The sequence below is a fragment of the Mesorhizobium sp. WSM4313 genome, assembly GCF_002294725.1.
GTDB lineage: Bacteria > Pseudomonadota > Alphaproteobacteria > Rhizobiales > Rhizobiaceae > Mesorhizobium.
Map to the genome: position 1 here is coordinate 19,882 of NZ_NSFT01000022.1, position 16,976 is coordinate 36,857.

Annotated in this window: 17 protein-coding genes; 10 read left to right on the forward strand and 7 right to left on the reverse strand. The window is 64.1% G+C overall.

Translation table 11 applies throughout. The features are described from left to right. Positions 1–378: 378 nt before the first annotated feature. The 5 genes from CK219_RS28240 to CK219_RS28260 all read right to left on the reverse strand — a co-directional run bounded on the left by CK219_RS28240 (position 379) and on the right by CK219_RS28260 (position 6,231). Positions 379–1,377: a substrate-binding domain-containing protein gene (locus CK219_RS28240; protein ID WP_095769845.1), complete on the reverse strand. Its 999-nt coding sequence runs from the start codon at positions 1,375–1,377 to the stop codon at positions 379–381. Between the two features lie 12 nt (positions 1,378–1,389). Beyond that, complete coding sequence (locus CK219_RS28245) at positions 1,390–2,406, reverse strand: ABC transporter permease (protein ID WP_095769846.1); 1,017 nt, start codon at positions 2,404–2,406, stop codon at positions 1,390–1,392. Further along, a complete protein-coding gene (locus tag CK219_RS28250) occupies positions 2,403–3,902 on the reverse strand; it encodes a sugar ABC transporter ATP-binding protein (protein WP_176477177.1) in 1,500 nt (499 codons plus the stop codon). The genes CK219_RS28245 and CK219_RS28250 overlap by 4 nt, the downstream gene beginning before the upstream one ends. Positions 3,903–4,038: 136 nt before the next feature. Beyond that, the gene (locus CK219_RS28255; protein ID WP_095769847.1) at positions 4,039–5,004 is read right to left on the reverse strand and encodes a sugar ABC transporter substrate-binding protein; all 966 of its coding nucleotides are present in this window, start codon (positions 5,002–5,004) and stop codon (positions 4,039–4,041) included. Positions 5,005–5,211: 207 nt separating this feature from the next. Further along, positions 5,212–6,231, reverse strand: a complete 1,020-nt coding sequence (locus tag CK219_RS28260; protein WP_095769848.1) for an LLM class flavin-dependent oxidoreductase — start codon at positions 6,229–6,231, stop codon at positions 5,212–5,214. Between the two features lie 257 nt (positions 6,232–6,488). On the opposite strand from CK219_RS28260, the gene CK219_RS28265 reads away from it, so the two are divergent. Together CK219_RS28265 and CK219_RS28270 are read left to right on the forward strand one after the other, a co-directional pair. Further along, the gene (locus tag CK219_RS28265) at positions 6,489–7,244 is read left to right on the forward strand and encodes a COG4280 domain-containing protein (RefSeq protein ID WP_095769873.1); all 756 of its coding nucleotides are present in this window, start codon (positions 6,489–6,491) and stop codon (positions 7,242–7,244) included. Next, a complete protein-coding gene (locus tag CK219_RS28270; protein WP_095769849.1) occupies positions 7,241–7,450 on the forward strand; it encodes a hypothetical protein in 210 nt (69 codons plus the stop codon). The genes CK219_RS28265 and CK219_RS28270 overlap by 4 nt, the downstream gene beginning before the upstream one ends. A gap of 230 nt (positions 7,451–7,680) precedes the next feature. Here the strand turns inward: CK219_RS28270 and CK219_RS28275 are convergent, their stop codons facing one another. Next, positions 7,681–8,328 carry an isoprenylcysteine carboxylmethyltransferase family protein gene (locus tag CK219_RS28275; protein ID WP_348628354.1) on the reverse strand — a complete coding sequence of 216 codons (648 nt, stop codon included), beginning with the start codon at positions 8,326–8,328 and terminating at the stop codon, positions 7,681–7,683. A gap of 203 nt (positions 8,329–8,531) precedes the next feature. Between CK219_RS28275 and CK219_RS28280 the strand changes: the two genes are divergently transcribed. From CK219_RS28280 to CK219_RS28300, 5 genes are all read left to right on the forward strand, one after another. Beyond that, positions 8,532–9,311, forward strand: coding sequence for a hypothetical protein (locus CK219_RS28280; protein ID WP_095769850.1), 780 nt, complete (start codon positions 8,532–8,534; stop codon positions 9,309–9,311). A 122-nt stretch (positions 9,312–9,433) separates the two neighbouring features. Continuing rightward, complete coding sequence (locus CK219_RS28285; RefSeq protein WP_095769851.1) at positions 9,434–9,790, forward strand: metalloregulator ArsR/SmtB family transcription factor; 357 nt, start codon at positions 9,434–9,436, stop codon at positions 9,788–9,790. Then, positions 9,777–10,277 carry an SRPBCC domain-containing protein gene (locus CK219_RS28290; protein ID WP_095769852.1) on the forward strand — a complete coding sequence of 167 codons (501 nt, stop codon included), beginning with the start codon at positions 9,777–9,779 and terminating at the stop codon, positions 10,275–10,277. Before CK219_RS28285 ends, CK219_RS28290 begins: the two co-directional genes overlap by 14 nt. A 150-nt stretch (positions 10,278–10,427) precedes the next feature. Next, positions 10,428–11,105, forward strand: a complete 678-nt coding sequence (locus tag CK219_RS28295) for a winged helix-turn-helix domain-containing protein (RefSeq protein WP_095769853.1) — start codon at positions 10,428–10,430, stop codon at positions 11,103–11,105. 45 nt (positions 11,106–11,150) lie between these two features. Continuing rightward, positions 11,151–12,539 (forward strand): HAMP domain-containing sensor histidine kinase, encoded by a 1,389-nt coding sequence (locus CK219_RS28300; protein WP_095769854.1) that lies wholly within the window; start codon positions 11,151–11,153, stop codon positions 12,537–12,539. 214 nt (positions 12,540–12,753) lie between these two features. Here the strand turns inward: CK219_RS28300 and CK219_RS28305 are convergent, their stop codons facing one another. Further along, positions 12,754–13,623: a helix-turn-helix domain-containing protein gene (locus CK219_RS28305; RefSeq protein WP_095769874.1), complete on the reverse strand. Its 870-nt coding sequence runs from the start codon at positions 13,621–13,623 to the stop codon at positions 12,754–12,756. A 106-nt stretch (positions 13,624–13,729) separates the two neighbouring features. On the opposite strand from CK219_RS28305, the gene CK219_RS28310 reads away from it, so the two are divergent. The 3 genes from CK219_RS28310 to CK219_RS28320 all read left to right on the forward strand — a co-directional run bounded on the left by CK219_RS28310 (position 13,730) and on the right by CK219_RS28320 (position 16,944). After that, positions 13,730–14,998, forward strand: coding sequence for an ABC transporter substrate-binding protein (locus CK219_RS28310; protein ID WP_095769855.1), 1,269 nt, complete (start codon positions 13,730–13,732; stop codon positions 14,996–14,998). Between the two features lie 252 nt (positions 14,999–15,250). Beyond that, entirely contained in the window at positions 15,251–16,111 is an 861-nt protein-coding gene (locus CK219_RS28315) for a sugar ABC transporter permease (RefSeq protein WP_095769856.1), read from the forward strand. Further along, the gene (locus CK219_RS28320; protein ID WP_095769857.1) at positions 16,108–16,944 is read left to right on the forward strand and encodes a carbohydrate ABC transporter permease; all 837 of its coding nucleotides are present in this window, start codon (positions 16,108–16,110) and stop codon (positions 16,942–16,944) included. The genes CK219_RS28315 and CK219_RS28320 overlap by 4 nt, the downstream gene beginning before the upstream one ends. Positions 16,945–16,976 lie beyond the last annotated feature (32 nt).

A 16,976-nucleotide genomic window follows, 5' to 3' on the forward strand; every position in this document is an offset into this window, starting at 1 on the left:
AAATGGGCTACGCTATGCACATCTTCTGAGACTGGCGCGACTGATCAGGCCGAGGCTTGGTTGCCAGGTGGTTCCCCCAATCCGTCGCTGCTTCGCAGCGCCACCTTTCCCCCCTCCGGAGGGAAAGGAAGGGAGCGTTGCTGGACGGGCGTTGACGGCAAAAGCTTGGTGCCTTTCCTCTCCCCCGTCGATCGGGGGAGAGGTGGCTCGGCGAAGCCGAGACGGAGTGGGGGTCGACCAGCGCGCTGCCATGCACGCTATCGAGAAAAGCCAGCCGCTTCGAAAGGTGTGCATGCCGTAGATGAAATGGCGCAGAGGTGGATCGGCGCGCAGCGCCGAGACGGAGCGGGGGCAGTGCCTACATCGACGATTGCCAGACTACCCCCGCGCCGCGCAGCTTTCCCTCTCCACCAGAACCGGCGCCAGCACCTCGCGCCTTGACGGCGCTTCCGGCTCGCCCAGCCTCTCGAGCAGCAGGCTCACCGCCAGCGTGCCGATCTTTTCCACCGGCTGCGCGATCGTCGTCAGCGGCGGCCAGGTGGTGACGGCATAGGGAATGTCGTCGAAGCCGATCATCGACATATCGTCGGGAACGTGCATGCCCCGCGAGCGCAGCGCCGTGACCGCGCCCATGGCCATCAGGTCGTTGCAGGCGAACACCGCGGTGATGCCCGCCGCCTGTACCATAAGCTGCTCCATCGCTAGGCGGCCGCCGGCGAAATGATAGTCGGAATCGACGATTGACGACGCCGGCAGCTCAACGCCTGCTTCGCCAAGCGCGCGGGCAAAGCCGCGCAGGCGGGCCGGGCTGGAGCTCGAATCGCGCGGACCGCCGATGACGCCGATCTTCCTGTGGCCGAGCCCGGCCAGGTATTTGCCGGCGAGATAGCCGCCATGGTCGTGGTCGACCAGCACCGAATCGACATTGACCGACTGGATCTCGCGGTCGAGCAGCACCGCCGGCACGCTGGGCAAGAGGCGGGCGAACACCCGCGCGTGGTCGGACGAGCCGGCAAAGATCAACCCGTCGATCTGCTTGGCCATCAGCACCGAGAGATAGCGCTCCTCCTTCTCGGCGTTGCCGTCGGAGTTGCACAGGATCACCGTGTAGCCGGAAACGAAGCCCGCATCCTCGATCTGCCGCGCCACGCTGGCGAAGAAGGGATTGGAATTGTCGGGGAGCAAAAGGCCGATGGTCTTGGTTTCGCCGCGCCTGAGACTCCTCGCCACCGAGTTCGGGCTGTAGCGCAGCGCCGCGATCGCGGCGCGCACGCGCTCGGCCGTTTCCGGCTCGACATGACGCGTATGGTTCATCACATGCGAGACGGTGGCGACGGACACCCCCGCACGGCGCGCGACATCGGCAATCGTCGTCATGGCCCGTTCCCCTCAGCGGATTTTCCGCAACAGCCTCTCCCGGTACGCGTCTAGGATGACCGCGAGCACGATGACAAGGCCAATCACGATCGGTTTGAAATTGTCGCCGACGCCGAGCAGCTGCAATCCAGTGGAAAGCACCTGCAGGATGCAGGCGCCGACCAGCGTGCCGATGATCGAGCCCTTGCCGCCGCTGAGGCTGGTGCCGCCAATGATGACGGCGGCAATCGCGTTAAGCTCGTAGCCGACGCCGGCGATCGGGCTGCCGATGTTGAGGCGCAACAGATAGACCATCGCCGCGATGCCGGCGGTGAGCCCGCTGATGGTGAAGGCGGCGACCTTGTAGAAATCCGGATTGTGGCCCGACAGCCGCACCGCCTCGTCATTGGTGCCGACGGCGAAGATCATGCGGCCGAAGACGGTGAAGCGCAGCACGAACCACCCGGCGGCGATCACCAGCACGGCGACGAGGAAGATCGACGGCAGGAAGCCGCCGATGATCAGATTGCCGAAATCGACAAAACTCTGCGGCAGGCCGGTGATGGTCGAATTGTCGCTGACCACGCGCGCGGCGCCCGCCGCCATGTTGAGCATGCCCAGCGTGACGATGAAGGACGGGATCTTCCAGCGCGTCGAGATCCAGCCGTTGAGGAAGCCGCACACCGCACCCGTAGCCATGCAGGCGAGCAGCGCCAGCGTGATCGCGACGGCCGGCGACAGGCTCTCGTTGATCATCACGGTGGCGCCGACGACCGTACACAGCGCCAGCACCGAGCCGACCGAAAGGTCGATGCCGCCGGTGAGGATGACGAAGGTCATGCCGGCCGCCAGCACCGTGTTGATGGCGATCTGCACGAAGATCTTCAGCGCGTTGCCGGAGGTGGCGAAATAGGGCGCGGTGGCCGAGAAGAACAGCGTGATCAGCACCAGCGCCAAGAGCACGCCGGCATCGCGCACCAGGAAGCGCAGGAATTTTGCCCGGCCCGGAGAAACAGGCGCCGCAACGGCTGCTTCGGTCGTCTCGCTCATGGTCGCACATACTCCTGATAGGCGAGCGACAGGATGCGCTCCTGGTCGAATTCGGATCGCGGCACTTCGCCGACGATCTTGTTTTTCGAAAAGACGATGATGCGGTGGCACATGCCCATCAATTCAGGCAGGTCGGACGACACCATGATGATGCCCTTCTGCTGCGCCGCCAGCAGCCACAGCAGCTGATAGATCTCGCGCCGCGCGCCGATGTCGACGCCGCGCGTCGGCTCGTCGAGGATCAGCGTCGAGGTGCCGCGGAACAGCCATTTCGCCAGCACCACCTTCTGCTGGTTGCCGCCGGAGAGGTTGCGCACCGCCTGCTCGATCGAGCTCGCCTTGACGCGCAGCTGGCCGACGAGATCGTTGGCGGCCGCAGCCTCCGTCCTTCGGTTGAGCAGCCCGTTGCGCGAAACCTTGCTGAGATCGGTAATGGTGATGTTCTTGTCGACGGCCATGTCGAGCAGCAGGCCCTGACCTTTGCGGTCCTCGGTGAGCAGGCTCAGGCCATGCCGCACGGCGTCCTTGGGCGCTGTGATCGCCACCGGCTTGCCGTCGATCTCGACGACTCCGTCGAGCTTCGGGTCGGCGCCAAAGAGCGCGCGCATGGCTTCCGTGCGGCCGCTGCCGACAAGGCCGGCGACGCCGAGGATCTCGCCATGGCGCACGGCGAACGAGATCTCCGGGGTGGAAGCATCGCGCTTCAGATTGGCGACGCTGAGCGCGACTTTGCCGGGCACGACCCTGGCATCGAAACCGAATTCGTCGGCGATGTCGCGGCCGATCATCATGCGCACGATATCCGGCACGGAAAGACCGTGAAGGTCGCGCGTCGCGACCAGCCCGCCGTTGCGCAGCACCGTCACCCGGTCGCCGATCTCGAACACCTCATGCAGCCGGTGCGAGATGTAGATGATGGTGACGCCCTTGGCCTTCAGCCGCTTGATGATGGAAAACAGCCGCTCGATCTCAGGCGGCGTCAGCGTCGCCGTCGGCTCGTCCAGCACCAGCAGCTTCGAGTCGTAGCTCAGCGCCTTGGCGATCTCGACCAGCTGCATCTGCGCCACGCCCAGCGCCTCGACCCTGGTGCGCGGATCGATGTCGAGGCCGACTTCCTTGAGCAGCGCCCCGGCGCGGCTGTTGAGCGCCTTGCGGTCGACGATGCCGAAGGCGCGGCGCGGCAGGCTTTCCAGCATCAGATTCTCGGCGATGCTGAGATAGGGCAGAAGATTGAGCTCCTGATGCACGATGCGGATGCCGCTCTGCTGCGCATCATGCGGCGTCTTCGGCTGGTAGGGCTGGCCGTTGAAGGCAATCCTGCCCGAATCCGGCTGGTAGATGCCGGCCAAGAGCTTGATCAGCGTCGACTTGCCGGCGCCGTTCTCGCCTAGGATGATGTGGGTCTCGCCGCGCGCGATCGACAGCGACACCTCGCTCAGCGCGACAGCGCCGGGAAAGATCTTTCCGACCCCTTCAAGGGAGAGAATCGTATCCATGGGCGGCAGAATCCTAAACCGTGCCCGTCGGCGATAGCGGCGCGGGCGCTCCGTCACCGCCGCCGGAATTGCCGGCGGCGGTGACGAGAGAGGCGAAGCGTGGCGCCGGAGGGAGTTGCCGGCGCCTCGGCTCGCCTCAGGCGGTGATCAGCTTGACGTCGGTCTTGACCCAGCCGGAGAATTTCTCGCCGGCTAGCTCGCGCAGGCCGTAGTCAATGCCCATCGCCGCCATCTTCGCGCCATACTGCTCGACGGTGGCGAGCATCTTGCCTTCCTTCAGCAGCGGACCGACGGCCGGGATGTTGTCGAAGCCGACGACCTTGATCTGGCCGGACTTGCCGGCAGCGTCGATCGCCTTGACGACGCCGAGCGCCATGGAGTCGTTCGCCGCCATCACGCCCTGGATGTCGGGATGCTGGGTGAGGAAGTTCGTCATCAGCGTGTTGGCTTCCTCGGTCTCCCAATGCGCGGTCTTGGAGTCGAGCAGCTTCAGCTTGTACTCCTTCACCGAATCGTCGAAGCCGAGCTTGCGCTGCTTGGCATTGTCGGCCTCGGGATTGCCCTCGAGGATGACGACCTTGCCGCCCTTGCCCAGCGCCTTGCCCAGCGCGTCGCCGGCCAGCTTCGCGCCGGCGCGGTTGTCCGGGCCGAAGAAGGCGAGGTCGATGCCGGCCTTCTTCTTGGCCTCGGTGTCGAGCGCAACGTCGATGTTGATGACCTTGATGCCGGCCTTCAGCGCCTTGGCGATCGGCGTAACCATGGCTTTCGAATCGGCCGGAGCGACGACGATGATGTTGTAGTTCTGGGTGATGAAGTTCTCGATGGCGTCGACCTGGGCGGCGAAGTCGCGCTCGTCCTTCATGCCGACAGCGGCGAAATCGAACTTGTCCTTGTTCTTGGCCGCATACTCCTCCGCACCCGCCTGCATCTGCTTGAAGAACTCGTTGGCCAGGGACTTCATGACCAAGCCGACCTTCGGCTTGTCGGCGGCGAGAACCGGTCCGAGCGGCAGCGCCAGCGCGCCGGCAGCCAAGGCGCTGGTCTTCAGGAACTGGCGGCGCGAGAACGGGCCAAGCCCATGCGTGTTTGAGAACTTGCTCATTAGTCTCCTCCACTTGATTGAGCCGTAATCGGTTACGTAACCGATTACGCGCCAAAGTAGATTGCTATTTTATTCAGATGTCAACGTCGAGGGAAGGACGAGAGGGAAGGCGGTGCCAAGGCTGACGTTGGTGATTGGCGAAAGCCAGCGTGAAGTCTGATCTGCCCCCTTGCGGGGCAGATTACGCGTTTTGCGGTTTTCGCCACATCACCGCCAGCCCAGAGCCGGCGCGACGTGCTTCAGGATCGACTCGATGACATGGGCGTTGTAGTCGACGCCAAGCTGATTGGGCACGGTGAGCAGCAGCGTGTCGGCCTCGGCGATCGCCTCGTCCGCCTTAAGCTGCTCCACCAGCTTGTCCGGTTCGGCGGCATAGGTGCGGCCGAACACGGCGCGCTTTTCCGGCTCGATATAGCCAAAATGGTCCTCGCCCTCGCTGCCGCCGAAATAGGCGCGGTCCATGTCATTGACGAGAGCGAAGATGCTGCGGCTGACCGAGACGCGCGGCTCCCTGGCATGGCCTGCTTCCTTCCAGGCGGCGCGGTAGGCCCTTATCTGCTTGGCTTGCTGGACATGCAGCGGCTCGCCGGTTTCATCGAATTTCAGGGTCGAGCTCTGCAGATTCATGCCGAGCTTGGCCGCCCATACGGCCGTGGCGTCGGTGGCCGCGCCCCACCAGATGCGCTCGCGCAGGCCAGCCGAGAAAGGCTCGAGCCTGAGCAGGCCGGGTGGGTTGGGGAACATCGGCCGCGGATTGGGCTGGGCAAAGCCTTCGCCGCGCAGCAGGTCGAGGAAGATCTCCGAATGCCGGCGCGCCATGTCGGCGTCGCTCTTGCCCTCTTCCGGCACGTAGCCGAAATAGCGCCAGCCATCGATCACCTGCTCGGGCGAGCCGCGGCTGATGCCCAACTGCAGACGCCCGCCGGCAATCAGGTCGGCAGCGCCCGCATCCTCGGCCATGTAGAGCGGGTTTTCGTAGCGCATATCGATGACGGCGGTGCCGAGCTCGATACGCTTGGTCCTGGCGCCGGCCGCGGCAAGCAGCGGAAATGGCGAGGCGAGCTGGCGGGCGAAATGGTGGACGCGGTAATAGGCGCCGTCGGCGCCGAGCTCCTCGGCCGCGACCGCGAGGTCGATCGACTGCAGCAGCGCGTCGGCGCCCGAGCGCGTGCCCGATTGCGGCGAGGGCGACCAATGCCCGAACGACAGAAATCCGATCTTCTTCATGGCTCCATTCCTGCTGGAGCGGCCCATCGACCGCTTAAAACTTCTTGTTGCTCCAGCAGATAGCCAGGGCAGTGCCGCGATACAACGGACACCGAACGGATACAGACCGTCAATGCGTTCTGCGAAATGTCCGCCCTCGCGTCGGGACGTGATGGGGCCGGAGGCGCCGATCGCCTCATCCTGGCATTCTCGCCGGCGCCGGAGCGCTGTATCGTTCTCGCCGACCGGATGATTCCCGAGCATTGGACGAAGCCTTGATGCATGGCCTGACACCCATATTTTCCACCGTGACCGCCTCGTTCCTGGCCTCCTTCGTCGAAGTGGTCGAAGCCTTCACCATCGTGCTCGCCGTCGCCGTGACTCGCGGCTGGCGCCCGGCGCTGACCGGCGCTGCCCTGGCGCTCATCTTGCTTGCGGCGCTGGTGCTGGCATTCGGACCGCTGCTGGCGCTCGTCCCCATCACCGTCCTGCAATTTGTGGTCGGCGTGCTTTTGATCCTGTTCGGCATGCGCTGGCTGAGAAAGGCGATCCTGCGCAGCGTCGGCGTGATCGCGCTGCATGACGAGGAGCAGGCCTTTTCCAGGGAGACGGCGGCCTTGCAGCGGCAGGCCGCCGACCGCCGCGCCGACTATCTGGCGGCCGTCGCGTCGTTCAAGGCGGTGCTGCTCGAAGGCGTCGAAGTGGTGTTCATCGTCATTGCCGTCGGCGCCGCGCACGGGCAGACGCTCAATGCCGGCCTCGGCGCGCTGGCGGCCTTCGTGCTGGTGATGCTGATCGGTCTTGCCGTGCATCGTCCTTTAGCCCGCGTGCCCGAGAATGCGCTGAAATTCGTCGTCGGCCTGATGCTGACCAGCTTCGGCGTGTTCTGGACCGGCGAGGGCCTCGGCGCCGAGTGGCCGGGCGCCGACCTCGCTCTGCTCGCCATCTTCGCCGTCACCGCAGTCGCCTCCTTCGCCATCGTGCGTTGGCTGCGCGGCGCCTACCCGGCACCCGCCGAAGGAGTTGCCCGATGATCCGTCTGGTCGTCAAGGAGCTCGTCGGCATGTTCGCCGACGACGGTAATCTCGCCTTGCTCGCGCTGATCCTGATCGCGCTGATCGCCGCCGCGGTGAAGTTCTTGGGGTTGCCGCCGCTCGTCGGCGGCTTCCTGCTCCTCGTCGGCTGCCTGGCAATTCTCCTGCAGAGCACACGCCGCGCCGCACGCGGCAGGGCGCGCTGACCGGGGTTTATTCCGGTGAAGCTGCGCAACCGCTGGAGATTGGCGGAGCCGCCCCAGCCTCGTCATTCCAGGGCGGAGCAGCCGCAAAGCGGCGTCGCGGAGACCCTGGAATCCATTCCGTGACCTTGGCCAAGGAACGCAGCGGAGCAGAATTCTGCACCGCGGCAGCGCTTGGAAGTCACGGAATGGATTCTAGGGTCTGCGCGCGTCGCTCCGCTCCTTGCTCCGCCCTAGAATGACGATCGCGATGGAACTAGTAAACGGTAAAGAGCGTCGGCAGGTCGCCGCTGAGGCGCAAATACTCGACCGCCTCGATCACCGGAAACAAAGCCAGGAAATAGAGCCCGTCGCGGAACGTGTTCCGCAGCGCCCGTCGAGAACAGCCACTGCGCCTCATCGCGGTAAAGCAGCGGATTCGGCCAGAAGGACGGCGTGCGTTCGGCATAGGCCGCGTAAGCCGCACCGAATTTGCCGGCGAGATACTCGGCCTCCTTGCGCGCGGTGAAGCGGAAGACGAGGAAGCTCGCCAGGCCGAGCAACGCGGCCGCGAGCAGCGAACCGAACATCAGCCCGATGCCAGCCGTGCCGACCGTCGAGAAGAAATAGAGCGGGTTGCGGGTCATCGAGAACGGGCCGGACACGATCAGCTCGTCATTCTTCCTGCCGCCGACGAACAGGATGCTCCACAGCCGGCCGAGGAAGCAGATCAGCACCATCGCGAAGCCGATCGTCTCCACGACTTCGTGACCGTCCGATCCCTCGGCCAACGCCGGCTTGCTGAACAGGAGCAGGATGACGGCAAGAACGGCGGCCAGCTGCACGACGATCAGGCGCTTATGCTGGTCGAACGCATCCGGCGTCGATTTGGGGGATGCCATTCTTCTCACCGCTCCGGCGCAGCCAGGGGGCGCCAAGGCTTGTCTATCTCTTCGCTGGCGGCATGACGAGGCTCGGCGGATGTTTTTGGCCAACCTTACGAATTTGTAAGAACGCGGACAGGCCGCGGTGAATTCGCCTGCCTAATTTGGGCGTCGCCGCCATACGGAATTCGAGGCGGCTCGAACGAACAACGGATCGCGCCATGATCTCTCAAGCCGACAACCTCGCCCCCAACCGCGTCCCGGACGTCACCATCGATTTCTGGCTGGTTAAGATCATGGCGGTGACCATGGGCGAGACGGCGGCCGACTACCTCGCCGTGAAGCTCGGCCTCGGCCTTACTGTCACGTCCTTGATCCTGGGCGGCATCCTCATCGTCGCGCTCGTCCTGCAATTCGCGCAGAAACGCTATGTACCTTGGGCCTATTGGCTCGCCGTCGTGCTGATCAGCGTCGTCGGCACCCTGGTCGCCGACAACCTCATCGACAATTTCGGCGTGCGGCTGGAGACGACGACCATCGTCTTCTCGGTCGCCCTCGCACTGACTTTCGCGGTCTGGTATGCCAGCGAAAGGACCCTCTCGATCCACACCATCTTCACCGCCAGGCGCGAGATCTTCTACTGGCTGGCGATCCTCTTCACCTTCTCGCTCGGCACGGCTGCCGGCGATCTGGTGGCCGAGCGCTTCGATCTCGGCTATCTCGCTACCGGCATCATCTTCGGCGGCGTGATCGCGGCGATCGCTTTTGCCTGGTTCTTCCTCGGCCTGAACAGCGTCCTCGCCTTCTGGCTTGCCTATATCCTGACCCGGCCGTTCGGCGCCTCCTTCGGCGACCTGCTCTCGCATCCGGTCGACTATGGCGGGCTGGGCTTCGGCGCCACCTTCACCAGCCTGATTTTCCTCGGCTGCATCGTGGCCATCGTTCTCCATATGACGCTGAGAAAACTGATCGACGAAGACGAGCTGGCGCTCCTCGACTAGAGCATGTCGCGATTGACCGTAAGCTGCAGCAGCGAGACTGGCTCGGTCCGGGAGGGCCGGCAGCGCAGCCCGCCCGCTATCCCCTTGCGCGCCGCTCAACGATGCGTTAGATACTGAACCAAATGGTTCAGTATTCGAAGTCCCGCCTCGATGTCTCGTTCGCCGCGCTCTCGGACGCCACACGGCGCGGCATTCTGGAGCAGCTTGGACGCGCGGAGGCCTCGATCACGGACCTTGCCGAGAAATTCCACATGACCCTCACAGGCATGAAGAAGCATATCGGCGTCTTGGAACAGGCGGGGCTCGTCACCACCCGGAAAGCCGGGCGGGTGCGGACCTGCACGCTCGGCCTGCGCGGACTGGAGGAAGAGGCGGCTTGGATCGAGAGCTACCGCCGGCTTTGGGACGCACGCTTCGAAGAGCTGGACAAAGTTGTCGAGGAACTGAAACGGAAGGAGGAAGTCGATGGAACGGAGTGAGCCTGCTCGCACGACAGTAGAACGGAGGTCCGACCGTGAGCTGGTCGTTACGCGAACCTTCGACGCCCCCGCACGCATCGTGTTCGAGGCGTGGACCAAGCCCGAACTGTTCAAGCGGTGGTGGGCGCCGAAGTCGATGGGCATGATCCTGCGTTCCTGCGAGATGGATGTTCGCGTCGGGGGCGGGTACCGTTTGGCGTTCGGCCATGACCCCTCGAACCCCGCCGAGTTCTTCGGCCGGTATATCGAAGTGGTGCCGTACTCGCGCCTCGCCTGGACCAATGACGAAGGCGGCGACGGTGGACCCGTCACCACGGTGACCTTCGAGGAAAAGGGTGGCAAGACGCTGCTGGTGATGCACGAGCTCTATCCCTCGAAAGAAGCTCTCGACGCTGCCGGCACCGGGGCGGCCGATGCGATGGGCGAGACGTTCGGGCAACTGGACGAGCTTCTTCTCACGCTGGGCGCGAGCGCGGGACGACCATGAGGTCGCTCACGCCACCGGCCGCCCGGTTCTTCGCCGCTGCCGTCGGCGGTCGCGACGGATATCGGCTGTCCCTCGCAAAAATGTGTAGCGGCGCTCGGTCTGAAAGCTCGTAAAAACAAATGGTTGAGGTGGCAAGGACGGCACCGGACAATGCGACTTCTGCTTGTTGAAGACGATCCGAGAACCGCGGATTATATCATCAGGGGACTGACCGAGGCCGGCCATGTCTGCGATCTCTTGCGCGACGGTCATGACGGGCTCTTCGCCGCGACCCGCAACGCCTATGACGTGATCGTCGCCGACCGCATGGTGCCCGGCCTCGACGGCCTGTCGATGATCAAGGCGGTGCGTGCCGCCGGCATCCGCACGCCCGCTATTTTCCTGACCTCGATCGGCGGCGTCGACGACCGGGTCGAGGGCCTCGAGGCCGGCGGCGACGACTATCTCGTCAAGCCCTTCGCCTTTTCCGAGCTGCTTGCCCGCATCCATGCGCTCGGCCGCCGGCCGGCGGCGCAGGAGCAGAAGACGGCTTTGCGTGTCGCCGACCTCGAAATGGACCTTATCCAGCGCCGCGTCACCAGGCAGGGCCAGCCGATCGACCTGCAGCCGCGCGAGTTCAGCCTGCTCGAAGTGCTGATGCGCGGCGAGGGCCGCGTCATCACCCGCACCATGTTGCTCGAGCGCGTCTGGGATTTTCATTTCGACCCCAAGACCAGTGTCGTCGAGACGCATATCAGCCGGCTCAGGGCCAAGGTCGACAGGCCCTTCGACGTGCCGTTGATCCACACCGTGCGCAACACCGGCTACAGCCTGCATGTCCCGGCCTGATCTTGCCTCCGCAATCGCGGGGCGGCCAACCGCTTCCGCGATCGCATGAGCGGGACGCGCTCCAGCCTGCTGCGCAGCACGCCGTTCCGGCTGGCGCTGACCTTCGCCTTCCTGTTCCTGCTGGCCTTCATCCTGTCGGGCGCGATTGTCTATCAGCTGATGAGCGCCTCGCTCGCCAGGCAGCTCGATCAATCGATCAAGGAGACCTATTCGCTGATCGCCGCGACCCATGCCGAGGGCGACGAGGAGGATCTCGTTTCAACCGTCAGGGACCATGCCCAGTTCAGCCAGGACAAGGACGAAATCTTTTCCCTCACCGATCGGAACGGCAACCGTCTCGCCGGGGATTTCACCGCCTCCAGCCTGCCGGATGGCTTTTCCATCTTCGCCGCCGACTTGCCGGGCGTGCCGCCCGATACCCAATATCGTGCCTATTCGGGCACGGTCGGCGGCAACAAGCTGACGGTCGCCTTCTCGCTTTCGGAAACCGAGGATCTGGAGAGGATCGTGTTGATGAGCTTCGGCTGGGCCACGCTGTTCATCACCGTCCTGGCGATCGGCGGCGGCGCCGTGCTTGCCTCGCGCGTCCAGCGGCGCCTCGACGGCATCGCCAATACTATGGTCGACGTTTCGCATGGGCGTCTCGATGCCCGCATCCCGCTGACCGGCAATGGCGACGACATCGACGCCGTCTCGGCCCAGGTGAATTCCGCGCTCGATCGCCTGTCGGCCCTGGTCGACGGCATGCGGGAGGTGAGCGCCAACATCGCCCATGATCTCAAGACGCCGCTCAACCGGCTGCAGATGATCCTGGAATCCGCCGCCGACAAGACGGTGTCGGGCGAGGATGTCTCGACCGAGCTGACCGACGCCCGCGCCGAAAGCCAGCAGATCAACAGCACCTTCGACGCCTTGCTGCGCATCGCCCAGATCGAAGCCGGCGCCCGCAAGGCGCGCTTCGTCGATCTCGATGTCGGCCCGGTCGTCGAGACCATTGGCGAAGTCTATGCCGATGTCGCCGAGGACGACGGCAAGTCTCTGTCCACCGTGATCGTTCCGGATACAAAATGGTACGTTCACGGCGACCGCGACCTGCTCATGCAGATGCTGGCCAATCTGGTCGAGAACGCGCTCAGGCATTGCCCACCGGGCACCGCGATCGAGCTCTCGGTGACCCGGGCAGGCAACCACGTCCTCATTCATGTCCGCGATAATGGCCCGGGCATTCCCGCCGAGGAGCGCGATAAAGTGTTCCGCCGGCTCTATCGGCTCGATGCCAGCCGCACGACGCCCGGCAGCGGCTTGGGCCTCAGCCTTGTCAAGGCGGTGGCCGACCTGCATGGCGCCGCGATAACGCTCGAGGACCGCAATCCGGGTCTCGGCGTTACAGTCAGCTTTCCGGCCGTGGGAACTCCGGTGACGTCGTCATTCTAGGGCGGAGCAAGGAGCGGAGCGACGCGCGCAGACCCTAGAATCCATGCCATAACTTCTGCCGGGAAATGCAACGGTGCAGAAGATTCTGTAACCGCTGCAACGCCTTAACGTCACGGCATGGATTCTAGGGACTACGCGGTACGCTTCGCTTCCCGCTCCGCCCTAGAATGACGATCGCGATGGGCGACGACGGGTGGGCGACCGTCGGCCATTTTTACCGCGCCCCGCCCGCCCGGCGGAAATCGGAAGGCGACATGCCGGCGAGCTTGCGGAACGATTTGTTGAAGGCGCTGAGCGAGCCGAAGCCCGAGTCCATGGCGACCCTCAGCACATTGGCGTCCTCATGCATCAGCAGCGCCTGGGCGTAGCTCAACCGCAGCAGGTTGACATATTCGTTGAGCGTCATGCCGGTCGATTTCTTGAACAGGCTCATTGCGTATTTGGGATGGATATCGGCGGCCGCGGCGATGGTCACGCAGTCGATGTCGTAGAGGAAATTCTCGGCGATGAAATCGCACATGCGCCCGACATTACGGGAGGACTGCTGGTCGAAGGCATTGCCGGCGCCTTGGCCAGCCACCCTTTCCGGAACCAGCCGGTAAGGCTCGAAGCGTACCCGCTCGAGCCGCAGCAGCAGCTCGTTGACGGCATGCTCGGCCCTCGCCGGATCGCCCGAGCGCGCATATTCGTTCCAGCGCTTGAAACTGTCGTTGTCCGACTGGTCGGTCGCATTGGTCACCAGCGTCGCGCCGGTCATCAGCCGATGGCGTATGTCGGCCGGCAGATGCAGACGGAAGAAATGCACCAGCGGCAGATGCGCGCCGGCATAGACGGCGTCGTCGGAAAGATCGTCCATCTGGTGCGGCAGGCCGCCCCAGAACAGGCACATCTCGCCCGCCGAAAGCGAAATCTCATGCTCGGCCATGCGGTAATGCACGCGGCCCTGCACGATGAAATTCACCTCCACCTGGGCGTGCCAATGCGGTTTCAGCATCACCAACGGGTGGTTGTAAAACATCTGCAGCATAAGCGGCAGTCCTTCGACGCTGCTCGCGCCAGGCTGGTAGAACGGACGCTCCGGCATCTTACTTTCCGCCAACTTCTCATTCCCTTCGACGGGGACAAGCCTTCCGCGCCGCATAGTCTAGCCACGCTCACAGTGAGAGAGCAAATGAAATGGGAGGATTTCAATGCGCACTACACTGACCTGCGCCGCGCTTATGCTTGCCCTGGGTTCCGGCCCGGCCCTGGCGCAGTCCGGCGAGATCACCATCTGGAGCTGGAACATCGCCGCCTCGTCGCTGAAGGCGACGGTCGAGGGTTTCAACAAGAAATACCCCGACATCAAGGTCACGGTTCAGGACCTCGGCAACCAGCCCACCTATGATAAGTCGATCGCCGGCTGCGCTGCCGGCGGCGTCGGCCTGCCCGATATCGTCTCCATCGAGAATGGCGAGGCGGAAAACTACTGGAGCCAGTTCCCGGACTGCTTCGTCGACTTGCACACGCTGGGCTACACGGCGGAAGACCAGAAGAAATTCCCCGACTTCAAGCGCACCGAGCTCGAAGTCGGCGACAAGGCCTATGCCATGCCCTGGGATTCCGGCCCGGTCGCCGTCTTCTACCGCCGCGACTTCTACGAGAAGGCAGGCGTCGATCCCGCCTCGATCAAGACCTGGGACGATTTCATCGCCGCCGGCAAAAAGATCCAGGAGGCCAATCCGGGCGTGTCGATGACCAATGCCGATTTCAACGGCGACACCGAATTCTTCCGCATGATTTCCAACGAGCAGGGCTGCGCCTATTTCGCCGAGGATGGCCAGTCGATCACCGTGGCCGAGCCGAAATGCGTCGACGCCATGACCAAGGTCAAGGAGATGAAGGACGCCGGCATTGTGTCGTCGGCCGACTGGTCGACCAAGATCACCAACAACACCGCCGGCACGGTCGCCAGCCAGGTCTATGGCGGCTGGTATGAAGGCACGATCCGCACCGAATCGCCGAAGGAGAGCGGCAAATGGGGCGTCTATCTGATGCCGAGCCTGACCGCCGACGGCCCGCGCGCCGCCAATCTCGGCGGCTCGTCCCTGGCCATCACCTCGGCCTCGAAGAACAAGGAAGCGGCTTACGCCTATCTGAAATACACGCTTGAGACCAATGACGGCCAGATCACCATGCTGAAGGATTTCGGCCTGGTGCCGTCGCTGATCTCGGCGCTCGACGATCCTTACGTCTCGCAGCCGCAGCCCTATTGGGGCGGCCAGCCCGTCTGGAAGGATATCCTCGCCACGCTGCCCAAGGTGGTGCCGAGCCGCGGCACGCAGTTCCAGAGCGACGCCGAGATCATCGTCCGCGCCGTGCAGACCAAATATCTGGCCAACGGCTATCCCGACGCCAAGGCCGCACTCGACGACGCCGCCAAGCAGATCGCCGCCGCGACAGGTTTGCCGGTTAAATAGTGCGCTGCCTCCCCTTCTCCCCTTGTGGGAGAAGGTGGATTGGCGCGCAGCGCCAAGACGGATGAGGGGTGTTCCAGCGGAGTGAGACGTTGGCGTTCCCTGGAACACCCCTCATCCGGCCGCTTCGCGGCCACCTTCTCCCCCAGGGGGAGAAGGCAAAGACAGGACAGCGCCTGCATGACAATTGGCGCTGCTCCGGCATGATCAACACCGCGCCCGCCAAGAAGGCGCAACCGGGAAAGGAGGAAGCTGATGCGCACCCAGAACGCCACCGCGTACCGCTTCCTCACGCCTTACCTTCTGATCTTCGCCATCTTCTGGATCTGGCCGATTATCTCTTCCTTCATCATCTCCTTCCAGGCGACGCGCACCGTGCCGTGGCGCTTCGCGCCGACCTTCAACTGGGGCCGCCTGATCGGCGACCCCGCCTTCTACAATGCGCTGAAGAACACGCTGCTGATCCTGGTCATCCAGGTGCCGGTGATGATTGCGCTGGCGATCGTCATGGCGGTGCTTCTGAACTCGCCGCTGCTTAAAGCCCGCGGCCTCTACCGCTTCGCTTTCTTCGCGCCCGTGGTGGTCGGCGAGGTCGCCTATTCCGCCGTCTTCCGGCTGATGTTCAGCCTCGACTTCGGCATCGTCAACAAGCTCCTGGAGAGCGTCGGCATCTCAAAGATCGACTGGTTCTCCAACGTCACGCCGGCCATGGCGCTGATCATGATCGCGGTGACCTGGCGCTGGGCCGGCTACAACGCCATCATCATCCTGGCCGGCCTGCAGTCGATCCCGGAGGATGTCTACGAGGCGGCGACGCTCGACCGCGTCAGCAGGGTGAAGCAGTTCTTCTACATCACCTTGCCGCTGCTGAAGCCGGTCATCGTCTTTTGCGCCGTGCTGTCGATCATCGGCACCATGCAGCTCTTCACCGAGCCGTTCCTGATCACTGAACGCGGCGGCCCGGGCGGCGGCACCGAGACGCTCGGCCTGCTGCTCTACCGCCAAGGCTTCCGCTCGCTCAATTTCGGCTACGCCTCGGCCGTCGCCTATACCATGGCGGGGCTCGCCATCGCCATCACCCTGGTGCAGCTCTGGTTGATGAGGGAGCCGAAATGACCTCGCGCTCGCAAGCAAGGCTTGGGCGCGTCATTGCGCTGCATCTTTTCCTGACGCCGCTGGCGCTGATCTGGCTGTTCCCGCTGTGGATGATGGTGGTGTTCTCCACCATGCCGGACAACGGCATCTTTAGCCCCGGCATCGAGCTCCTGCCGCATGACAATTTCCTCGACAACGTCGCGAACCTGCAGCGCGACACCAACTTCATTGGCGCCATCGGCATCTCGGTCTCGGTAGCGGTGACCTACACGGTCCTTTCGGTGCTGCTCACATCGATGGCCGGCTGGGCGCTGGCGCGCTACGAATTCCACGGCAAGGGCGCGGTCGTCGCCATCATTTTCGGCACCATCACGCTTCCCTATGCGGTGGTGCTCATCCCGCAATTCATCATGGTGGCGCGCGACTTCGCCTTGGCCAACACCTGGATCGCGCTGATCGTGCCGCCGCTGTTCAATTCGCTGGGCGTGCTCTTCATGCGCCAGGCCTTTTCGATGATGCCGGCCGAGCTATTCGACGCCGCCCGCGTCGAAGGCGTCAAGGAATGGCGCATCTTCCTGTTCGTGGCGCTGCCGCTGGCCCGCCCGATGCTGGCGGCGCTTGCGATCATCCTCTTCCTCGCCTCGTGGAACAATTATCTCTGGCCGCTGCTGATCAACAGCCAGCCGGGCGCGATGACCGCGCCGGTGGCGCTCGGCACGCTGATCGGCCTGACCAAGGTTTCGTGGGGCGGCATCATGGCCGGCGCCGTGATGCTGACGGTGCCGATGCTCATCGTCTTCGTGCTCTTGCAGCGCCATTTCATCGCCGGCATCGCCGCCGGCGCGGTCAAATAGAAAGCGCGAGATGCCTCGCCGACTGGGACACA

Bases quoted from the DNA above. Each gene is read 5' to 3' on its own strand.
- CK219_RS28240 (WP_095769845.1), bottom strand. From the start codon at position 1,377: ATGACGACGATTGCCGATGTCGCGCGCCGTGCGGGGGTGTCCGTCGCC.
- CK219_RS28245 (WP_095769846.1), bottom strand. From the start codon at position 2,406: ATGAGCGAGACGACCGAAGCAGCCGTTGCGGCGCCTGTTTCTCCGGGC.
- CK219_RS28250 (WP_176477177.1), bottom strand. From the start codon at position 3,902: ATGGATACGATTCTCTCCCTTGAAGGGGTCGGAAAGATCTTTCCCGGC.
- CK219_RS28255 (WP_095769847.1), bottom strand. From the start codon at position 5,004: ATGAGCAAGTTCTCAAACACGCATGGGCTTGGCCCGTTCTCGCGCCGC.
- CK219_RS28260 (WP_095769848.1), bottom strand. From the start codon at position 6,231: ATGAAGAAGATCGGATTTCTGTCGTTCGGGCATTGGTCGCCCTCGCCG.
- CK219_RS28265 (WP_095769873.1), top strand. From the start codon at position 6,489: ATGCATGGCCTGACACCCATATTTTCCACCGTGACCGCCTCGTTCCTG.
- CK219_RS28270 (WP_095769849.1), top strand. From the start codon at position 7,241: ATGATCCGTCTGGTCGTCAAGGAGCTCGTCGGCATGTTCGCCGACGAC.
- CK219_RS28275 (WP_348628354.1), bottom strand. From the start codon at position 8,328: ATGGCATCCCCCAAATCGACGCCGGATGCGTTCGACCAGCATAAGCGC.
- CK219_RS28280 (WP_095769850.1), top strand. From the start codon at position 8,532: ATGATCTCTCAAGCCGACAACCTCGCCCCCAACCGCGTCCCGGACGTC.
- CK219_RS28285 (WP_095769851.1), top strand. From the start codon at position 9,434: ATGGTTCAGTATTCGAAGTCCCGCCTCGATGTCTCGTTCGCCGCGCTC.
- CK219_RS28290 (WP_095769852.1), top strand. From the start codon at position 9,777: ATGGAACGGAGTGAGCCTGCTCGCACGACAGTAGAACGGAGGTCCGAC.
- CK219_RS28295 (WP_095769853.1), top strand. From the start codon at position 10,428: ATGCGACTTCTGCTTGTTGAAGACGATCCGAGAACCGCGGATTATATC.
- CK219_RS28300 (WP_095769854.1), top strand. From the start codon at position 11,151: ATGAGCGGGACGCGCTCCAGCCTGCTGCGCAGCACGCCGTTCCGGCTG.
- CK219_RS28305 (WP_095769874.1), bottom strand. From the start codon at position 13,623: ATGCCGGAGCGTCCGTTCTACCAGCCTGGCGCGAGCAGCGTCGAAGGA.
- CK219_RS28310 (WP_095769855.1), top strand. From the start codon at position 13,730: ATGCGCACTACACTGACCTGCGCCGCGCTTATGCTTGCCCTGGGTTCC.
- CK219_RS28315 (WP_095769856.1), top strand. From the start codon at position 15,251: ATGCGCACCCAGAACGCCACCGCGTACCGCTTCCTCACGCCTTACCTT.
- CK219_RS28320 (WP_095769857.1), top strand. From the start codon at position 16,108: ATGACCTCGCGCTCGCAAGCAAGGCTTGGGCGCGTCATTGCGCTGCAT.